Source organism: Haloarchaeobius amylolyticus, from assembly GCF_042678045.1.
In the GTDB taxonomy this organism is placed as follows: domain Archaea; phylum Halobacteriota; class Halobacteria; order Halobacteriales; family Natrialbaceae; genus Natrinema; species Natrinema amylolyticus_A.
The window spans coordinates 66,065-86,138 of record NZ_JBHUDI010000007.1 but is presented as its reverse complement, the minus strand read 5'-3'; the positions used below and the strand labels follow the sequence as shown (position 1 = coordinate 86,138).

General features: G+C 51.3%; 13 protein-coding genes and 1 pseudogene. 3 read left to right on the top strand and 11 right to left on the bottom strand.

The genetic code is table 11. The features are described 5' to 3' along the window. Positions 1-281: 281 nt before the first annotated feature. The gene (locus ACFR99_RS12880) at positions 282-1,700 is read left to right on the top strand and encodes a DEAD/DEAH box helicase family protein (RefSeq protein ID WP_390287969.1); all 1,419 of its coding nucleotides are present in this window, start codon (positions 282-284) and stop codon (positions 1,698-1,700) included. Then, positions 1,687-3,018, top strand: a complete 1,332-nt coding sequence (locus tag ACFR99_RS12875; RefSeq protein WP_390287967.1) for a DUF790 family protein — start codon at positions 1,687-1,689, stop codon at positions 3,016-3,018. Before ACFR99_RS12880 ends, ACFR99_RS12875 begins: the two co-directional genes overlap by 14 nt. A gap of 353 nt (positions 3,019-3,371) precedes the next feature. On the opposite strand, the pseudogene ACFR99_RS12870 reads toward ACFR99_RS12875, so the two are convergent. From ACFR99_RS12870 to ACFR99_RS12825, 10 genes and pseudogenes are all read right to left on the bottom strand, one after another. Then, positions 3,372-3,569 (bottom strand): annotated as a pseudogene (locus ACFR99_RS12870) (hypothetical protein); the annotation flags it as partial. A 380-nt stretch (positions 3,570-3,949) separates the two neighbouring features. Beyond that, complete coding sequence (locus tag ACFR99_RS12865; protein WP_246972150.1) at positions 3,950-5,275, bottom strand: Cdc6/Cdc18 family protein; 1,326 nt, start codon at positions 5,273-5,275, stop codon at positions 3,950-3,952. Between the two features lie 697 nt (positions 5,276-5,972). After that, entirely contained in the window at positions 5,973-6,170 is a 198-nt protein-coding gene (locus ACFR99_RS12860) for a hypothetical protein (protein ID WP_246972148.1), read from the bottom strand. After that, the gene (locus tag ACFR99_RS12855) at positions 6,170-6,334 is read right to left on the bottom strand and encodes a hypothetical protein (protein WP_173834931.1); all 165 of its coding nucleotides are present in this window, start codon (positions 6,332-6,334) and stop codon (positions 6,170-6,172) included. The genes ACFR99_RS12860 and ACFR99_RS12855 overlap by 1 nt, the downstream gene beginning before the upstream one ends. Positions 6,335-6,494: 160 nt before the next feature. Further along, on the bottom strand, positions 6,495-7,055 hold the full coding sequence (locus ACFR99_RS12850) for a hypothetical protein (RefSeq protein ID WP_390287964.1): 561 nt from the start codon (positions 7,053-7,055) through the stop codon (positions 6,495-6,497). Positions 7,056-7,165: 110 nt separating this feature from the next. Further along, a complete protein-coding gene (locus ACFR99_RS12845; RefSeq protein WP_390287962.1) occupies positions 7,166-7,600 on the bottom strand; it encodes a TRAM domain-containing protein in 435 nt (144 codons plus the stop codon). Positions 7,601-8,388: 788 nt separating this feature from the next. Continuing rightward, on the bottom strand, positions 8,389-8,589 hold the full coding sequence (gene xseB, locus ACFR99_RS12840; RefSeq protein ID WP_390287961.1) for an exodeoxyribonuclease VII small subunit: 201 nt from the start codon (positions 8,587-8,589) through the stop codon (positions 8,389-8,391). Further along, positions 8,586-9,041 (bottom strand): hypothetical protein, encoded by a 456-nt coding sequence (locus tag ACFR99_RS12835; protein ID WP_390287960.1) that lies wholly within the window; start codon positions 9,039-9,041, stop codon positions 8,586-8,588. Before ACFR99_RS12835 ends, xseB begins: the two co-directional genes overlap by 4 nt. Continuing rightward, the gene (xseA, locus tag ACFR99_RS12830; RefSeq protein WP_390288037.1) at positions 9,022-9,957 is read right to left on the bottom strand and encodes an exodeoxyribonuclease VII large subunit; all 936 of its coding nucleotides are present in this window, start codon (positions 9,955-9,957) and stop codon (positions 9,022-9,024) included. Before xseA ends, ACFR99_RS12835 begins: the two co-directional genes overlap by 20 nt. 291 nt (positions 9,958-10,248) lie before the next feature. Then, positions 10,249-13,971 carry a DEAD/DEAH box helicase gene (locus tag ACFR99_RS12825; protein ID WP_390288035.1) on the bottom strand — a complete coding sequence of 1,241 codons (3,723 nt, stop codon included), beginning with the start codon at positions 13,969-13,971 and terminating at the stop codon, positions 10,249-10,251. 358 nt (positions 13,972-14,329) lie between these two features. Between ACFR99_RS12825 and ACFR99_RS12820 the strand changes: the two genes are divergently transcribed. Further along, positions 14,330-17,137, top strand: coding sequence for a TrlF family AAA-like ATPase (locus tag ACFR99_RS12820; protein ID WP_390287959.1), 2,808 nt, complete (start codon positions 14,330-14,332; stop codon positions 17,135-17,137). A gap of 54 nt (positions 17,138-17,191) precedes the next feature. Here ACFR99_RS12820 and ACFR99_RS12815 read toward each other — a convergent pair whose 3' ends face one another. Continuing rightward, the gene (locus tag ACFR99_RS12815; RefSeq protein WP_390287958.1) at positions 17,192-20,074 is read right to left on the bottom strand and encodes a DUF1156 domain-containing protein; all 2,883 of its coding nucleotides are present in this window, start codon (positions 20,072-20,074) and stop codon (positions 17,192-17,194) included.

Here is a 20,074-nt window from a genome sequence, read left to right as displayed (position 1 = left end):
TTTAGTTAGAATCCTATCTTATTCTCGAGCTCATGTGATGTACTGTATTCTTCATTTCCAAAATATCCGACAACATTCGCATGTCGGTACAGCTCTCGGCGCCACTTCTGGCTATTATCCTGTATTGCATTTCCTAGATGTAATAACATGCACTCATCTATAGGATGTTTATACATCTCTGAATGTAGAGGTAGAACTATTGTCATGGCATAGTGGATTTGAAAAGGGCTTGTTGGAAACCACAGACTCAATCTGACTGGCCCCTTCGAACTACACACCGAATGCGGATCGAATTCGACGACGGGACACTCGTGCTCCATGATGCGCCTGCTGACATCCCCTTTGCGAAGTGGGATGACCGCATTGATGAGTACCGCGTGCAGGCCTATCGGTATCGGGAACTTCTCGAATGGGCTGATGGCTGGTCCGACAGCAACGGACAAACAACACTTCAAGATGCGTTACCACGTTCTATGTCTCTCCACGATGCTGCTCGAAGCTACCCGGAACTCGATCTTACGCCAACACTCCACATCGAGCCACGTGACTACCAGCAGGCCGCTCTCGACGCCTGGATCGACCATGGCCGCCAGGGGAGTGTTGTTCTCCCGACTGGCAGCGGGAAGACGTTTCTTGGGCTGCAAGCAATTGCTGACGCCGGCGTGAGTGCGCTTGTCGTGACACCAACGATTGATCTGATGAATCAGTGGCACGCCACACTCACCAACGCCTTTGGCGATCAGCTCACAGAACCGATCGGCGTTCTCGGCGGCGGCAGCCACGAGGTCACCGCAATCACCGTCACTACCTACGATAGTGCCTACCGCTACATCAACGAATACGGCGACCAGTTCGGCTTACTCGTCGTCGACGAGGAACATCACCTGCCAGCGCCGACCTACCGGCAGATCCCCGAAATGACGATTGCACCGTATCGGTTGGGACTGACTGCTACCTACGAACGGCCTGACGGAAAGCATGAGCTCCTCGAGGATCTCATCGGTCCGGTTGTTTATGAAGAGGCTGTCGACGAACTTGCTGGCGAGTACCTCAGCGAGTACGAAACCATCCACATGTCTGTCGAGCTCACGCCAGAGGAACGGGAGACATACGACGAGGAGTACCAGATCTATCGCGACTACGTCGATAGCCACGAGTTTGATCTCTGGAAAGAGGAGGGTTATCAGGAGTTCCTCAAACGGACGTCCTACGATCCGAAGGGACGGCGGGCACTCATCGCCAAGCAGCGCGCCGAACGCATCGCCCGAACGGCAGAGAAAAAACTCGAGACGCTCGACAATCTGCTCAAACGTCACCACGACGATCGCGCGATAATCTTCACTGCGAACAATGACTTCGCCTACGAAATCTCTCAGGAGTTTATCGTCCCTTGCATTACCCATCAAACGAAGACGGACGAGCGCACCGAGATTCTCGAGCGGTTTCGGACTGGCGAGTACTCGATGCTGGCAACGTCTCAGGTGCTCGACGAGGGTATTGACGTTCCCGCTGCGAACGTGGGGATTATCCTGTCAGGAAGCGCATCGAAACGGCAGTATGCCCAGCGGCTTGGACGCATCCTCCGGCCGACGGATGACCGCCAGCCGGCCCGACTCTATGAGATTATCACGGCAGACACGATGGAAACATACGTGTCCCAACAGCGCCGACAGGGGGTGACGACGAATGCTGACGGCTGATCTGGCTCGCTCTCGTACCACTGGTGATGAAATCAAGCCGCTGTTTATCGATCCAACGGACGAGAACTATCGAGAGACGGCACGCGAACTCATTGCGCTGTTCGATGCCCATCTTGGTGAGCCAAAAGGCGATCTCGAAGACGCAATCGACGAACTCACTGTGGCGGATACCGACTACAAGATCGTCCAGGGACTTGCGAAACTGCTTCTGGACGAGTGTGAATTCGAAGTCACGTCTCCGGTTGAGCCTCGTGAGATCCGCCAGACCCTGTTCGAGAAAGCCAACGAGCGGTATCCGGTTGTTCGCCAGCCTACGCTCGGTGACGACACACAGAAGATCGAGGTGTATAGTGCAGTTGCTGATGAGTTGGGTATCACACTCGAAGCATGCTACCGCGGGATGTATGCTGACCTCGAGGAGAACAAACGACTTGTCCAGATCGGCACGCGGACCGCTGACCAGTACGCCGAGACTGGCGAGCAATCGACTACGACCACGACACTGACTGGCAGTAGTGACGGCGAGTACGAACACACTGACCTGACGGTCGACTGGCTGGTAACTCGCTACAATCTTGCGCTCGCCCAGGCAGTCCTCTACGACGCAACTGAGATGCGGATCCGTGTCTGGGATCATTTCGGGACAGTATTCAGCTATGTCAAACTCTTCGGACTGATGCATCGGATCTATCCGATCAATTCTGATGGCAAGCGTGTCGAACGAACCGACTGTGCTGATGGCTACGAGGCCATACTTGACGGGCCAGCGTCGTTGTTCTCTCAATCACAAAAGTACGGCATCCGGCTGGCGAATTTTCTGCCAGCACTGCCTCTTTGTGACCGCTGGGAGATGACTGCCACAGTACTTGTCGATGAGACAGCGGGTGAGACACGGCAACTCAGACTAGACGACACTGACGGACTCGATTCACACTACAGTACCGGCAGGCAGTTCGATAGCGATCTCGAGCAGACACTCGCCCAGAAATGGGAGCGAGCGACCACGGACTGGGAGTTACTACGCGAAAACGATGTGTTTGACCTCGGTGATGAGGTGATGATCCCCGATTTCGCGATCGAGCATCCGGATGGCCGGCGAGCGATTCTCGAGATCATCGGATTCTGGACACCCGAGTATCTCGAGTCGAAGCTGAAGAAAATACGCCAGGCAGATGCTGAGAATCTCCTTGTCGCAGTCTCCGAACAGTTAGACTGCTCGAATGATGACTTCGGTAAAACGAGCGAGCGGGTGCTCTGGTTCAAAACTGGGATTCACGTCTACGACCTAGTTGAACTGGCAGAAGAGTACTCGATTTGAGAACGGAACTCTCAGTGTGTTTTCGACTGGCAGATGATTCGTGTCATGCGCGGTCGCGTCCGCGTAACTGGGAATCGGGAAGAGATTGATAATGAGGACATCGGATAGATCATCTGTCGCGTGATCAACTGCGCGCGACACTGCCCGGATTCAATCATCGCCCACCCTCAGTCCCGTCCGGTGCTGATCTTCGTCCTCGATCCACCGGACGTATCGCTTTTCGATACTCGAGACACACCGTGTGCAGAGTAAACTCTGTGTGAGTGGGGCCTCAACTATCTGTGAAGGGGGATTTTCATCCCTGTTTTCTCAGGAAATACGGTGTGTCTTCCGTCCCCCAACGTTCCATGTCGCTGGTCGAGCACTTCAATATCAGAATCTGTACTGTCAGGTCCAGCAACTGCCTTCGCACGCTCGAGTTCACGGATCTCTCTTTGAGCCTGTCGCTCGAGCAGCTCGGCTCGCCGACACCGTTCACGAGCGACATCGTCGACACCGTCCTCGTCACTGATCGTGAAGTGCTTGCCACGGTGATCGACCTGCTCGAGCATCAGTACCGATCCTCTGACTCATCTACTGCAGCATCCCGAGCGTCCGCTTGGAGATGCTCGTAATGAAAAGCGTGTTTGGTGGGGACACCATGTTGCAAGTGTTCTCTACTCTGGATCCCTAGATCATTTAGCAATAATCGAACAATAGTAACGGTATAACATAGACACCACCCTGCAAGTGTTTTCTCTGCTAAGACGCGCTAAAGTGCCCCATTTGGGGCTATTTTAAATCACGCAGTTTTTGAGGATATTCAGCCTTCCTGATCTGTAGAATACAGAGTCTGGGTTCACTAGGACACCACCCTGCAAGTGTTCTTGCTGTACATTGGGACACCATCTTGCAAGTGTTCACTATTGTATCGAAATAAAGTCTGTATAGTCTACGTGAATTTCCATAGATTTTCTTGGTGTTGATCAGATATATCTGGTGCTTCGTATTCAGATGCTTCTTCTTCCAAATAATAGGCTAACATTTCATCTACATTACTCGGAACAGCATTGTTGTACGATGACTTGCGGGCAGCCTCGATAATATCACGTGGGTCGTCTGTAATATCGTACACGTACCGCCGACCACCTTCACGTCCAAGGTTCTGCTCAGCCGATCGTACTAAGCCCTGCATGGATAACTGATCCAAGAATTCGTAGATTTTCCGTTCACTCTTTACACGGGACACGACTGATTCCGCTACAGACGAATATAATTTATAAATCCGTTTCGTCGTTGCTTCCTGCTTCGGTTCGATGACTGCGAGTGCGGCCGCTAAGTACGTCATCGCTTGATGCGATGTGAGATCCTGCTCAAAATAATCCAAGATCTCGTCTGTTTCAACAGTTTCTGTCGCTTCATGCGTGTGTTCAGAAGTCACGACTTCTTTACCGTCCATACGGGCAAGTTCACCCGCTTTCTGTAGGATCCGTTTTCCTTGCCGAACGTCACCGCGCTCTTGTGCAGAGAATGCAGCTGCAAGTGGGATCACATCTTTTTCGAGGACACCATCTTTGAACGCCATATCAGCATAATACTCCAGAATATCGTTAAGCTCATTCGCGTTGTACGGCCCGAACTTAATTTCCCGTTCTCCGAGCGTAGACTTGACTTTTGGCTCGAGCACGTCAACGAATTTTAGATCGTTTGAAATACCGATTAACCCGATTTTCGCGTCTGTGATCGGCGTATTCTCGTTCGCTTCAGCGCGAGGTAACTCGTAGAGGAAATCATTTCGAGCATCCGGTGGAATGTTATCGATCTCGTCTAAAATGATAAGCACGTTCCCCCCAGCGTTCTCGATTTCCTGATATAGAAAGTCGAATACTTTGTCAGTGGAGTATCCGCTGTTCGGTAATTGGTCGTCAGGCGGACGAAAATCATTGACGAGTGCTGTGGCGAGCGCGTATGCTGATTTGTAGTTCCGACAGTTGATTGGCCCGACTACATTCAACGGGACGCCGGTTTCCGCAGCTTTCTCCTTGAGCTTGTTCCGCATCCAGAGTGTGACAGCGGTTTTCCCAACACCAGTCGGGCCGTAGATGAAGACGTTGTTGGGATCATGCCCAACAATGATATCTTCGAGAGCGATTGTGTACTGCTGGATTTCATCGTCTCGATGAAAGATTTTGTCAGGCATTTCATCCTTCTTGAGGATTTGCTTTTGTTTAAATATAGGATCCGTTGTATTGAACGGATTTTCGTCGAGATCAGTCATACCTAGAAAGTCAAGCGAATCCAACATAAACTTTGCTGACCACCCTGCAAGTGTTACAAGTGTTCTTCACCAGGACACACACACACCACCTTGCAAGTGTTCTGCCGCTCACGAAAGCCTCCCCCCTATTTCCATATGAAATACTGGTGAAGAATGAATAAGGAGGGGAAACAATAGATTAGACCACATGAAACACTAGAAATTCGGCATCTTACTACTCACAATGATTCTGTAGAGAGGGTCATATCCAGTATTTCAACTGAATGCCATACTACTAGCTAGTACTAATATGAATGTTGTTGTTGTTACTATACTTGCCAACTCATAGAAATGGCTTCTAAAACGCTTAGAATAGAGAAACTCTGTGAAATAGTCCAACAAGAACACTCCTCAAAACCGTGTTAGAACCCTCCTTTATAAATAGAAACCTTCTGATCTGTTACATGGACTCTTTCGGAAGACCATGAACACTTGCAGAGTGGTGTGTGGGTGTGTTCGATGCGGATAACGAGGACATCGGTACATCATCTGTCGCGTGATCCGCTACGCGCGACATTGTCCGATCATTCTCACCCCTCAGTCATGTCCGGCGCTGATCTTTGTCCTTGATCCACCGGACGTATCGCTTTTCGACACCCATACACACCGTGTGCAGAATGAATCACTCGAGGTCACACCACGAGGGGAATGTTTGGTATCATCGTTCGAGTACTTCGACATTCGGATTAGCACCGTCTGATCCAGCGACTGCCTTCGCACGCTCGAGCTCACGGATCTCTCGCTGAGCCTGCCGTTCGTGCAGTTCGGCTCGCCGACAACGTTCACGAGCGTCGTCGACAACGTCCTTGTCACCGATCGTGAAGCGCTTGCCACGGTGATCGATCTGCTCGAGCATCAGTACCGATCCTCGGCTTCGTCCACTGCAGCATCTCGAGCGTCCGCTTGGAGGTGCTCGTAGCGGACCTCGCAGCTGTCCGAACAGAACCGACCAGAATACCCTGCACGATCACGAGCAGGTTCTGAACACGTCGGCATCCGGCATTCGTCGCGATCAGTCATCTAGCGATCCCTCGATGTAGGGACCGAGTCGTTTCAGTGGCTGTCGACGTGATTGCTGTCTCTCTCTTTGTCTCATGGGTTACTGCGGTGAGCTCCCTTCGAGCCCCCGCACCCCTTTCGGGGGGTAGAAACCGTCTCGCATGACGAGATCACTCGACAGTCAGCGGCTGAACGTGCCATCTGGCGCAGGGACAAGTCCAGTGCGGATCTCGAGGTCGACACGGCGAAGATGCTTACAGCCGTTGTCTGGCTGGCGCTGCTCGAAATCGGGGCACGTACACGTCGTTGCCTCAATATCGACCTCGTAGGTGTTCCCGCTCTCACTACCGATTTCGTAGATCGGGCCCACTGTCCCAAAGCGGACGTCGAGCCGTTCGTTCAGTGCACGGCGTGTTCGTGGATCGTCGATCGAGTAGCCACCTGCCTCGAGTGCAGTCGCCGGCTGGGGGTTGTCACAGCGAGTGGTGAACTCGTCGCGATGGTTGCGTTCTTGGCTACACTTTCTGCAGCGCCAGTAGCGTGTCCGATATTCGTAGCCATCGCTGAGGTCGATTTCGTATGGTGTTGGCTCCGCGCCTGGAAGCCACTCGTCGATCGCGACGAGTTCGTGTCCGTTCAGTCGGGCAATGTCTCCTGGATAGCTGCGATCGCGGTCGCTCGTGTACTCGTCTGTCGGTCGATCTTGATGCGAGTCGCTCTGGAGTGGTCGATTTGTACTCATTCGTGGCTTCGAGGCACACGAGTATGCGCCTCACCCACTCAGGCGCAGAAAATCACCGGTATAAGCAGATTAGGGAAACAGATCAAGCTCTCGGCTATCTGGCTGGACTTTCACAGTGTTCGAGGGTCGCTATCGACAATACTCGCAAATGCGACGTTCTTCTGAACCTGCTCGATTTCGATGGTAGGTTCGTCACCAGGTTGGGCTCCAGAGACGATCACGACATAGCCACGCTCGACTTTTGCAATGCCGTCGCCCTGATCGCCAACAGTCTCGATTGTCACGTCGCGGACCTCGCCTTCCTCGACAGGAGGTCCCGATGGGGTGTGGCTCACGGTCTCCTGAGAGGAAGATTGCTGTGTCCCCTGTTGCATCGATGACTCTGTTGAGGCAGGAGACTCAAGAACCGCTACGCGATACGTTTCGTCGGCTGACAACGCCTCGTGATCAACTTCACTCGAAGGAACTTCAACAACGTATGTTCCATTTCGCTCTTCGATTGGAGCGCTGAACAGAGAGCGAAGGGAATCTGGAATCTCGACCATTGAGTTTCTAGTGTTCAGTACCCACGGGACAAGTAAGTTTCAGTACTTCACAAAGCTGGTCCTCGTGGATTGCGTCGTATGCTTGCTCGATAGTAGACTCACTCAGTACAGGGGAAGGCATTACCGGAGCAGCCATCTACCATACAATATCTGTCAGAAACAGTCTGCTGAATACAGAGCATTAGTGCAGCACGACGATTTCGTTTGTTTCACGTCGAAAGCAGTGAACCAGCCGCTCACTACAGGTGCATACTGATCACTCATCGTCAGTAGCTTCGCCAAAATCTTCTTTGCTTACTTGGGAGAACGATGTCCCGCCGCATCTGCAACCATTTCGAGCCCCAATAGGGAGTATTTCGCCATCGTCAGTGGTTATGGCTGCATATGCGTTTCCGCATCGGTCACAGATAGCGAGAAGATTTCGATCTTCTCCCATACGTTAAGAATCCTGACTCCGTCGGCCTACTTAAATCTGACAGGGAGCTAAAACAGTTCTCGATTGATCACACCAGTTCCTATACTGAGCGATCACCACTTTCGTAGATCGGTCACGATCTCGTGCCGCATTCGCGCTGTGTATTCAGCACGACCCTGTCAACATCTCTGGTAGATGGTAGAAGAATCAACGCTAAGTTCACACAGCTACTCACCAGTCTGTTCACCAGATATTCGGGTGCAATCAACACCGGAGGAAGTATTATACGGCATTCTCTTCTTTCTGATCAAGCAGGTAGACGAACCAGATTGACCTGGTACGGATCCGTTCAGGTTCGATGGTAACACCGAGGCTATCGATTTTCAGTGATTGCTCCGTCGCCAGTATCCAGATCTTCTCTCAGGTCTTCTAAAAGATGATTTCCTTCTGTGTGAAGCTCATTTGCTCGCTCGAGGGAGACCTCTCCATCCTCGAGCTGTGCGATAATCTCTTCGAGGCGCTCTGTCTTCTCTGAAATCGATGCATCGTCTGGGATGTCTGGTGTGTCGCTCATAGGTTTAACAGAAGGATGCCGAGCAACAGCAACACGAGAATCACGAGTACGGCGATCGTGATCTGCTGCCGGCGTTGTGACTCGCTGTACTCTTGCGCAACTGCTTCTTTCTCTTCCTCGTGGGCTTTCTGCTGTTCGAAGGACTCTAGTGCGTGATCGAGGTCTGTCTCAAGCGTCGTGAGCCGTTCAGATGTGACCGCTTCAAACGCGTGGTCGAGGTCTGCTGAAAATGTAGCGAGGTTGCTGTCGACCTGCTGTTTGTAGGCATTATCGAGCCTCTCCTCTGTGCCCTCGAGGTGTGTCTTGACTGTCCGCTGGAACGCACTGTTCAATCGTCCTGTAAGCTCCCGAACTTTCTGTTTCTCGTGGGCTTTTTGCTGTTCGAAAGATTCCAGCGCGTGCTCGAGTTCTGTCTCAAGCGTCGTGAGCCGTTCAGACGTGGAGCGCTTCAAACGCGCGATCGAGGTCTGTTGAAAACGTAGCGAGGTTTCTGTCGACCTGCTGTTCGTAGGCAGTATCCAGGTCATTCACAGTCGCCTCGAGTTGGGTCTGGACGCTTCGTTCGTATGCACGGTCCAATCGATCAGTGACGCCCTCGAGTTCGGTTTCGAGCTCCTCCTTTTTGGGTACGATCTCGCCTGCGTGTGTCGGCGTCATAACGCGCTTGTCTGCGACTTCGTCAGCCAGTGTTCGATCGTTTTCGTGGCCGACACCGACAACGAATGGTGTTGTGGTGTTGTGAATCACCCGACAAAGTGGCGTCTCGTTGAATACGCGGAGGTCCTTTTCTGATCCGCCACCACGGGTTAGGACGATCACATCGATGTGGGCGTTATCATCGAGTTCACTGATCGCTTGCATCATCGACAACATCGCATCGTCACCCTGGACAGTCGTATGGTGGATGACGATATCCACGTCAGGGTGGCGGCCGTGAATGCTGGTGACGGCATCTTCACGGGCATCACTGTCTGCGCTCGTGACGAGTCCGATCCGGCGAGGGAACTCTGGGAGTGATTGCTTTGTTTTCTCGCTTAAGAGGCCGTCCTCCTCGAGGATTCGCTTGTTCTCTTGGTACGTTTGCTGGTAGTTTCCCTCACCGACTTCGACAAAGTCCTCCACGATGAGCGAGACACTGCCATTTGCTGCGTAGTACGACAGCTCTCCTTTGACTGCGATGTGCGTCCCGTCATCGATCGTGATGTCGAACGAACGGAGCCGATGACTGAAGATTACACAGTGGATCGTGGAGTCCTCGTGGACGAGATCGAAGTGTGCATGTCCGTTTCCGGAGACGCCATAGTCGGAGACGTCGCCGAGAACGTAGTCGTACTGGAGATCGGACGTATTCTCGAGGACCGTGCTAATTTCGTCATTGAGAGATCGACAAATCTGTTCGTGTGGGTACTAAAACACTTTCTTTAGCAACTCATGTTTAGTAGTTTGGTGTATAAATTTTTAAAATAAACCGTCCTTATCTGTCAGTCTTTTCTTCCGTTGTAGTCTCGGCGAGTCGATCGGCTCAGTAAGGCTCACGTGGGAAACCAGACGCAGTGCGTCCGGCTCCCCCTTAGGACGTATGGCCAAGTCCAAAATAGCAAACCAATCGCTACGCCTCCGTCTCGTTGGAGTGGAAATAGAGACGACTCGGTACCCGATTTAGGATAGATCGGTCCGCTCCCTGTTTGTCAGAAAAGACTCTTTCCAAGCAGTCAGGGACCTCATCGATCCGTCTTCTTCGATAGCACCATTTTCACAAAGCGATGCGAGGTTACCATCTCGCCCCCACCCACAAACAACCGGCCGGGTGCGAGACTCGTCACGATCCTCCGCTCGCTTCGAAAGCCAGGCTGGATTCTCACTCTGTTCTCGAATCACTTCGATGAGTTGTCTAAGCAACGGATTCCCTGGTGCGAGATAGTGGACCGATGAGAACTCATCGGCACACTCTGCCGAAAACGTCACTGAAATAGCATCCTCGCCGGAGGAAATGATTTCAGCGAGTGTGTGTTCATCCTCAGACTCTGGGACGTTGAGCCCACTGTAAGTGAGGCGGTAGATCGTATCCTCAAAGTCGACAGCATCGGCATATTCGCTCTCCACTAGGTCGATATCGAGTTCACTAATTGGGGTAAACGTGACCCCTTCCTCTGCGAGGGTTTCGTTTCCGACCAACATGACTTCGAGACCCGACGTTTCGAACGGCTCTGTGTAGCTGTAGTCTGTCTCACCAACATCGATCAGATCTGGATGGATGTAAGACTGCCAGGCGTCGAGTTTCGCCTCATCGATGATTTCTTGCCGAATAGGTGTCTCCACGGATTCCAGTGATTCCCCGACGTCTACGCGATCGGCGTTCTCTTGATCCTCGATTTGTTCCGAAAACTCTCGATCAGCCTTTTCGACGACTTCAGAGCTGTTGTCTCCTTCGGCCTCGAGGGTCGCTGCTCGAATCTGTTGACTGACGCCGGAAAGGACGGGTTGCATCTCTCCGACGACGTTCTCGAAGAGGTTGATGCGATCGTCGAGTCGTTCGTAGATGTCCGTCTCGACCGTATCCTCGTAGCTGTAGTTCAAGATCGTGATCTCGTCGTGTTGCTGGCCGATACGATCGATACGACCGATTCGCTGTTCGACTCGCATCGGATTCCATGGCAGATCGTAATTGATCAGTGCGCCACATTCCTGGAGGTTCAGACCCTCGCTAGCTGAGTCGGTACAGATGAGAATACCGACGCTGCCCGAATCCGTCGAGAATTCTCGCTTTACTCGTTCCTTGCCAACCGTCGTCCACTCGTCAGCCTCGGGATCGTACAGCTCACCGCCGCGTCCGGAGTACGTCGCGATCGTCTCACCGTAGATAGACACGAGGCTTTCTCGAATGAAGTCCATCGTGTCCGTGTACTGCGTAAAGACGATAGTTCGATTGTGGCCGTCTTTATCTAATTCGTCGAGATCGTCCCTTAGTTGGCTGATTTTCGGGTCTTGATCAATTCGTTCAAGTTCACCGACGAACGACTCCAGTTCCTCGATTTCTTCTTCTAAGAGGTGGATCCCTTCGTCTGTGACGTTCGGAACGACTTCAGCAAGATTTTGATCTTCGAGGTCGTCCTCAAGTTCATCCAGCGCGTCGATGTCCTCGAGATCGTATTCGGAGAGCGTTTCGAGAACGACCTGTTCGGAGCTACGAGATTTGCGGTCCGCTGCTCGCTGTTTTCCTTTGAGTACGACCCGTTGGCTTCGGAGCTTCTGGAGTCGGGCTTGAAGGCTCTGCGAAATCGCGTAGACACTGCTCGTCAGCCGCTGACGGTACGTGGTCATCACGAACCCGATAGCGCGTGATTCGGCCTCACTCGATTGCTGGGCGAGTTTGTAGAACTTCCGAGTGAAATCGTCAATCCGGTCGTAGACGTGGCGCGTCTCCTCGGTCAGTTCGATCTTGCGCTGCTCAGGGTCGCGGTCTGGGACGGTCTCATCGAGTAGATCGACCTGTTCGTATTTGCGGAGCGTCGGTCGGGTGTTACGATGAATGAGCGCGTCCACCGGCGTCGAAGCGGACAGAACGTCCTGGACGACCTGCCAGCCCGCTTCAGTGAGTTCGTCTAACGCGTTGAGCCGGTCGTTCCGCGAAAACATCAGCCATTCCTCGTCGGCCTTCCACTCCGGATACAGGAGGTACTTCAACTTCTCGTCCTCCTTTGCGTCGAACGGATCGATATCGTATTCGTCGATAGCGGCCTCGAATGTCTCGATGTATCCGTCGTAGTGCTCACCGTAATCGCCAGCAAGGTCACAGGCTCGGAGAACCCGTTGCTTCGCGATGGAACGAGCATGCTGCTCGTCGCCCACGTCCAGTTCATTGGCGACGGCGTCGAAAACTCGGTCGGAAAGACTCCGTTCGCCCGGCAGTCGGTCCTGGTAGCGTCCTTCTGTGAGTGTTGCCTGCGCCGACCACGAGTCATCGGTTGGCGTACTATCGGCCCTTAATTCCGACTTGAGCGCCTGTGAGAGTGCCTGTCGGGTTTCGAAGAATTTGGTGAACTCGTCTTTGTTGTCCCACTCACCAGGCAGGTCGAGCAACGACATGAGATCGTAGAGCTCGCCAGCGTGGAGCTGCATCGGCGTCGCAGTCAACAGGTAGTACGTCTGGGTGTGCTCACGGAGTTGTTCGAGTAGCGAGTAGAAGTTACTCCCTTTCCGAGCGTTGTGGGCTTCGTCGACGATAACGGCGTCCCAGACCCCCTCTCGATCCGCCAACGATCGGCCACGGCAACTCGCCGGAACGTCGTCGCGTGTCCGGACCCGGTCACTGCTCTCTGGTGCGATCTGTTCCCAGCGGTCGGACATTCGAGCCGTATGCCAGGACATCACGACGATGGTCGGCCCATCGATGGTATCGTCAGTCTGGCGCTCGTGGAGGAACCGCCAGATAGGACTGTCGGCCCATGCCTGTTCGTGCGAGTCGGGATCGATATCAGAGACAGGTGGTGGTGAGTGTTCACGACCGAATGCATCAATGAATGCGTACTCGTAGTTACTGCCCCGATCGTAACGGTACGCGTTCAGATTGAACTTCTCCCAGAGTTCCTCCTGCCACTGGATGGTGAGGCTCGCTGGAACGAGCAATAGTCCCGTCTCGAGTTCGTCGGTGATACCAAGCCGGGAGAGAGTGAGGCCCGCTTCGATGGTTTTCCCGAGTCCAACCTCGTCACAGAGGAGAAAGCTGTTCGGATAGGTGCTGACGAGCGTATCGGAGACGACTCGCTGGTGTGGCCACGGCTCGATCGTACTCGCTTCCTCAGCGAGTGCCAGACCACCTGGCGAAAGGTGACCGTCACCGACGATATTCGCTTTATCGCGCTCGGTCGGTGGTGCTTCGCCGCGAGCGATCTGGATCGCTTCCTCGAGTTCGGTTTCCGAGTCAGGATCCTTCCAGTCGATGAGTTCCTTCTCGATCGCTTCGGGCAGATCGTACACTTCGACGTAGGGGTGTTCGTTCGACCAGAGTCGATCGAACGTGTCGATGTCGCCGTCGACGTATGACCGCTGCTCCTCGATCCACGAACAGTGGACCTTGAACCGCTCGTAGTTGCGTTTCCAGCCGCCGATGGTTTCGTTGACGCTCCCCTCGAACGACAGCGCGTTGTCGTCCGCGTCGTGGAAGATGCCCATCTTCGGATGGAAGATCCGCCAGTTGCCCTCGCGAGGCACGGCGACCTTGATGTGGAGTCGATCTTCGCGAAGCAGTCGGGCGAGCAGCGCGAGTTGTGCGTTCAATCGTTCGTCGTCGAGATCGTCGAGCGATTCCTCGAGTTCGTCGGTAAGTGCCTCAAGAACCGGCCGATCGGTTTCGTACAGTTCGGCACCGACGACGAGGCGCATCTCCCCGTCGTTCTCGAGGAGGGCCTCGATCCCACGGGAGGCGACCGCGAGCGCGCTACTCGAGAAGTAGCCGGCGATGCGGTCGTAGCGGACGCTTTGCTCCAGAGCCGGGACGTAGAAGTCGTTAACGAGATACGTTCCCCCGTTACTGGGCTGGCTTTCGTAGATATTTTGCCAGTCTTGACCGGAAAGACTCGTCGGAGACACGAATGGATGTCATTCGAGTAGCATCACTTATAATATTATAAGAATATATCTAAGAGAATGAACAAAATATATGGGGTTCAAAACTAGTAAAATACAAATTGATATTTTTGAAAGGCAACAATTATGCAAATAGACTTGCATGCCGAGAGATATGAGCAACAGCAAGGGTGCAACTTGGAGTCGATGGGATCCTCACATTCATTCTCCAGCATCGTTCGAGAACGATTACTCAGTGGATACAGAGGAAAGCTATGACAGCATTTGGGAGAAATATATCGACGAACTCTCTCAGATTGAAAAAGTTAGCTGCCTTGGAATTACTGACTATTTTTGTATTGACGGATACGAGAAAGTCCGGCAAGCAAAGGATGATGGGCGACTCAACAATCTTGACTTAGTATTTCCAAATATCGAATTGCGGATTGATGATGTCGTTGTAGAACGTGGAGATAAAGAGGGTCAAAGTGGAAGTTCGAGGAGTATTGACTTACATATTCTCTTTAGTGAAGAGTTGGATCCGAGAACAATCCGTAACAATTTCCTACATCGAGTTGACGCTCATACACCAGATGGAGAGAAGATTAGTTTATCTAAAGAAAATATCAAGCGTCTAGGGAGAAAAGATGGTTTTGAGCAATTTGATGAACGTTCTGGTGATGACTTTCAGATCGGTTGTGAGAGAATAAATGTAGACAGAGAAAGTGTCTTCAAAGCCTTAAATAAGGAAATATTCGAGGGTAAATATCTTGTCGTCCTCGATGATTCAGTCTGGGATGACATTCCATGGAAAACTAGGTCTGGAACGTTACGAGCCACTCTGGCCAGTAAGGTAGATGCCTTTTTTAGTTCCAACGACAAAACTCGACAATTTCTGATAGGAGAACATAATTCGAACACGCCAGAAGAAGTTATAAGTGCCTTTGGGAGTCTCAAGCCATGTATCCACGGTTCCGATGCCCATGATTTCTCTTCACTTTGTAACCCAGATAAAGACCGATACTGTTGGATCAAGGCAGAGCCAACGTTTGAGGGACTAAAGCAGATCAAATACGAACCTAAAGAACGAGTCAAGGTCCAGTCAGAGGATCCTCAGGGGCACATTCCTGGATACACACCAGAAAAAGTAGAAATCCGTGATGGAACGGTCAACGATTCACTAACAGTTACCGATACTGATCTACCTCTTAACCCTAACCTTGTAACTGTTATTGGCGGAAAAGGGGCCGGAAAAACAACACTCTTAGATCTAGTTGCTCATTGTTTTGATGACCGTTGCCTCCGAGACAATGATAAGCGCCCAGATGAGAATTCCTTCATCCAACGAATTGAAAGTGAGGAGCCAGAAATACTCACACGACTAAGATTTGATGGTGACGATGTGGAAGGATTCAATAAACGGCTGATGGATGAAGAAATCATAGAATCTGCCCAAGTAGAGTATCTACCGCAAGGAAAAATATCTGAATATTGTAGGAAAAAGCAGAAGCTCCATAATCAGATAATTGAGGTTATCAAAAGTAGTGTTCGCAAATCGGACCGAAGGCTGATGGAACGGTTCAACTCTCAATTAGATGAGATAGATAAGCTTGAAGAGAAACTTCACGCAAAAACCCGATCTCTCTATGAATATGATCCCGAGACAATTACTGAACGAATCCAAGAAGCCAGATCAGAAGTCAAAACGACAGAAACAAAGCTAGAGGACAAACGAAATGAAATAAACCAATACCGAGAAGCTCACAAAGAAGATCTTAAAAGCGATACAGCTACTGATTTCCAGAAAGAGATAGATACACTAGAGGAAAGTATAGAAGATCGTGAGCAGTTTAAATCAGATATTTCTGAAGTAGTGACCAAGCTAGAAGAGCTAGTAGAAGTTAATGAACGCATCGAGAGGATTTCTAAGAGAGCAGATAGCTACGACTTCGATGTGTCTGTAGATATTATCCAATATGAAGATAGTCTACACAGTTTACGTGAAATAAAGGGCTTAGTCAAAGAAGAGATCGGAAATCTAGAAGGAAAGAAAAGGTCGGTCAAATCAGAGCTTGAAGAATTGGAAGATGCTGAAGAAGAGTTATCTGAGATGTTGACTGAGAAACGAGATATCAAATCCGATCTTGAAGAAAAACGTGGTGTATTAAGTAATCTTGAAAATAATAGAGAAGAAATCCAACGCATCAAGAAAGAACGTCGAAAGGCATTCAAGGAATACGTTGCCGAGTACGTTGAACTCAAGCGCATATACGGTTCAGTAATTCATGAATTCAATGAAGACCGGGATTCAATTCTCCATGAAGTTGACTTCTCGCCTCTAGTAACTCCAGATTCAAAATTGGATGAACACATACATGATTGTCTCGATGGTCGTAAGGTCAATATCCCCCGAATCAGAAAAGCTATTTCACATCTTGAGGAGGCGATCAACCAGGATTCGCCTGAACGCGAAAATTCCGTAGATGCGTTTTTAGATGAAATTGAAGCTCTCAGAGAACATCTCGTCTCAGATATCGATGAGAGGCAATTTGACGAAACTATATATAATACTCATCTATCACTCACTGAGGAGATTTATTTCCAAGATACGAAAATGGACGGGTTATCATTAGGGCAAAAGGGAACGGTCTTACTAAAAATCCTGCTTGCGGAAGGATCTATGCCGCTTATTATAGACCAACCAGAAGAAAACCTCGACAATCGCTTCATCTACAAAACACTCAAAGATACCTTTCGAGAGGCCAAGAAGCAGCGTCAGGTGATTATCGCAACCCATAACGCGAATCTGGTAGTCAATACGGATGCAGAACAAGTTATTGTGGCCGATTATAACGAGAACGAGATTCAGTTTACCTCTGGGCCTCTTGAGGATCCCAAAATTCGCGATGAAGTAACGACATTGTTGGAAGGTGGAAAGAAAGCGTTCCGTTATCGTGAGCAAAAATACGGGATGTCTAAATGATGTGAAAACGATTTCTCTAAATTAGTATAGAGAGACGGAAACAAGGCTAACGTTTTAAAATCCGCCGAGTTCGGTCTGCGTAGTCTCGTCGCCGTCGTCGGCGAAAACGTTCGGACTGAACTCAAGATCGAGCACGTCTCGAGTCCGGCCGGCAGCGAGATCCCGCGCGAGTTCCCAGTCATCGTGGTCGTGGGGCAGCACCTGAAGTAGCGCCTTGAGGGTGGCCTTAAACGTCGAGTCGGTGTCGAAGTTCCGTTCCCGGAGCCAGTCACAGCAGGCGCTCTCGCCCTGGACGTCGTAGACGTGCATCGCCGCGTGGACCTTGTCCAACGCGAGGCTGAAGGAGAGGTCGTCCGGGTTCACGGGGATACGACTCGATCGATCCTCGGGCTTCTCGTTGATGTTCTGGACGCGACCGTCATGGCTGCGGAGTTTGATGTCGCCGCGGCTCTTGCGCCAGGTCTTGGTGCTACGTTTGATGTCGTCGATGTCGACGCCGATACCGAGCCCGAGCTGGTGGCCCTCGTCGTAGGAGAACGTCTCGGACTCGTGGACGAGCCAGCAGAGGATGTACCATTCGGTGACATCGTCGAGTTCGTCGATTCCCTCGGCCTCGAGGTATTCGTCGACGAGGACTTGGGTGACGGCCTCGCGAGCTTCCTCGAGGGCGCGTCGTGGGGGGACTTCGTTGTCTTCGTCGTCAACGACAGGGTAGGAGTCGGCGAAAACGCGAAGGGTAGGACCAAACGCGCTGATGATAACGTCAGTCTTGGTGAGGCTCAGTCCAGAGTCGATCAGATCTCGAGCGGCTTCTTTGGCCGCTGCTCGAGTATCGGATTTAACGTCGCTCCAGAGGGATGGAATAGCGTTTTTTGGGTCTCGATCTTCGTGGGGTTTGCGGCCAGTCAGAAGTAGCGTACTGTCGGCCGAAGCAGTATTTCGCATACCGGCTCGTTGTGGCATTTCGCTGGTAATGGGATGGGTAGAGGTGATGATGAACCCAGAATTGATAAGCGACATAGTCAGGGTGTCCCAGGCATCGGTTTCCTTATGGGTAAACATCACTGTCATCACCCCACCTGGCTCGAGAATGCGATAGAGTTCAGAGAAAATATCACTCATTTTCTGCTCATACGAATTATTGGCAAGCTCTCGTTTTGATGATCCATCGCTTGCAATAGATTCGAACCGATCGGGATTCGCTACCGCTTCATTCTCCTTATCCGTCAGTTGTTGATCGAAGATATCGGGGAACACATCGTCGAGAATTTCCCTCATCCAGACGTAGAACACGTCGGATAGTTCTGCGTACATGATACTGCTGTAGTAAGGAGGATCAATAACGGCCGCATTGATGCTATTCTCTTCCTGTGGTAATTCTGCAGCGTCACCGACTGTGACTGTAGCTGAGTTTGAATCCTCGGGAAGGTATCCGACGAGCTCATTATAGGAGCCATATATTTTATCCAAGTTAGAAAGGAAATCGAGGCCGCCAACTGAAATGTTGTTCTCAACAAACACTCTCTTGAAGGCGAAATTTTTCCCTTTGAACATCGGATTTGGATACCCTTTTGTTGTATCCCAATCAGCTAGCCTAATGTTCCTATCAATCAATTTGCTGAACGAGAGGGTCAGTAAGGTAAGAATTGCTTCAGCCGTCTTTTGGTCGTGCTCTTCGTAGATTTGTGGCTTGAAGTGGTTGATCGCGTCTACATACTCGTAGTTACAGACAAGTTGGCGCGGTGAAAAGAGTTCCCGCCACTCGTTAATGCCGAAATTCCGTGGTTCCGTGGTTTTGTTACCCTCCGGGATAGGAGTAGATAAGAACGTAGAGAGTTCGAAATCCGAGTTAATACGTTCACGGGCAGCGTCCAATGCTTGCCAATCGTCTTCAGTCGGAGAGCGGAATCCATGACTCCCATCTCGATCTAGATAGCGAACGCAGTAAATTCCGTAATCGAACTCGCCTTCTTCGAATCGTTCGCGGACCTCATCATCTTCTGTTACGACCCCGCAATTTAGACACTCTGCATCCCCTCCACGTGAAACCGGTCCGTTATCGGGATCAAACCCATTCAGATCCCCTTCGTCCGGGTTGACAATAACTTCGTAATCAATGGATCCATCATCTGCTACTTTTGGTCGTGACACAACGCGGATCCCGTCACTGCGGGTCCGGATCCACCATTTCGGAACCAACGGAATCTCCGTCCCACAGGAGTGGCACGAAATGTGATACGTACAAACGTAGTTATCGGGTGTTCGATCGTCACGACTGCGGGGGAAATACTCTTGAATACGTGGTGCTGCGCGATCATTAATTTGCTCAGCCCAGTTCTTGACTGTAGATTCAATGTCCCCGACATCAGCCGCATACTCCAACATCACCTTCAGAATAAGCGACGGAACTGGATTCAACTCGTTTGCATTCGTCGGAAGCCCGTATCGAAGGGACTCATAGGGGATTACCCCACCACCAGCTGTCGGATCTAGAGTGGATGGTAGTTCGCCATCCCAATGATCCTTAAGAAGTTCATGAATCTCCGATCGTTCCGAATCACTCGGGGACTCCGTAAATGGACGAGGATAGCCATAGTGACTCTCTAGATTCCCACTTCGTTCGTCCTCGGTTGCCTTCTTCCGTTCGACATATTCGCTCAGACTGCCCTCGATCTCACGGTTTGGACCGATTTGCATCCACCGCAGTAAATCATCCGAGTCAGTGTCCTTCGGAAGCACTGAGGCTAGGATTGCCAAGCGAGATGCTGGCGTTGGACGCCTAGCGAACCATGGATGCAGATACCGATGAGGTGGGAGATACTGTGGGTTCGCCTCTCGAAGGTTCTCAATTCCGACCGCTTTCAGTGGCAATTTTCCTTCGATGGCGAGTGGTTTCAATGATTCCTCAACTGGATCCTGAATTGGTTGTTCACTCAT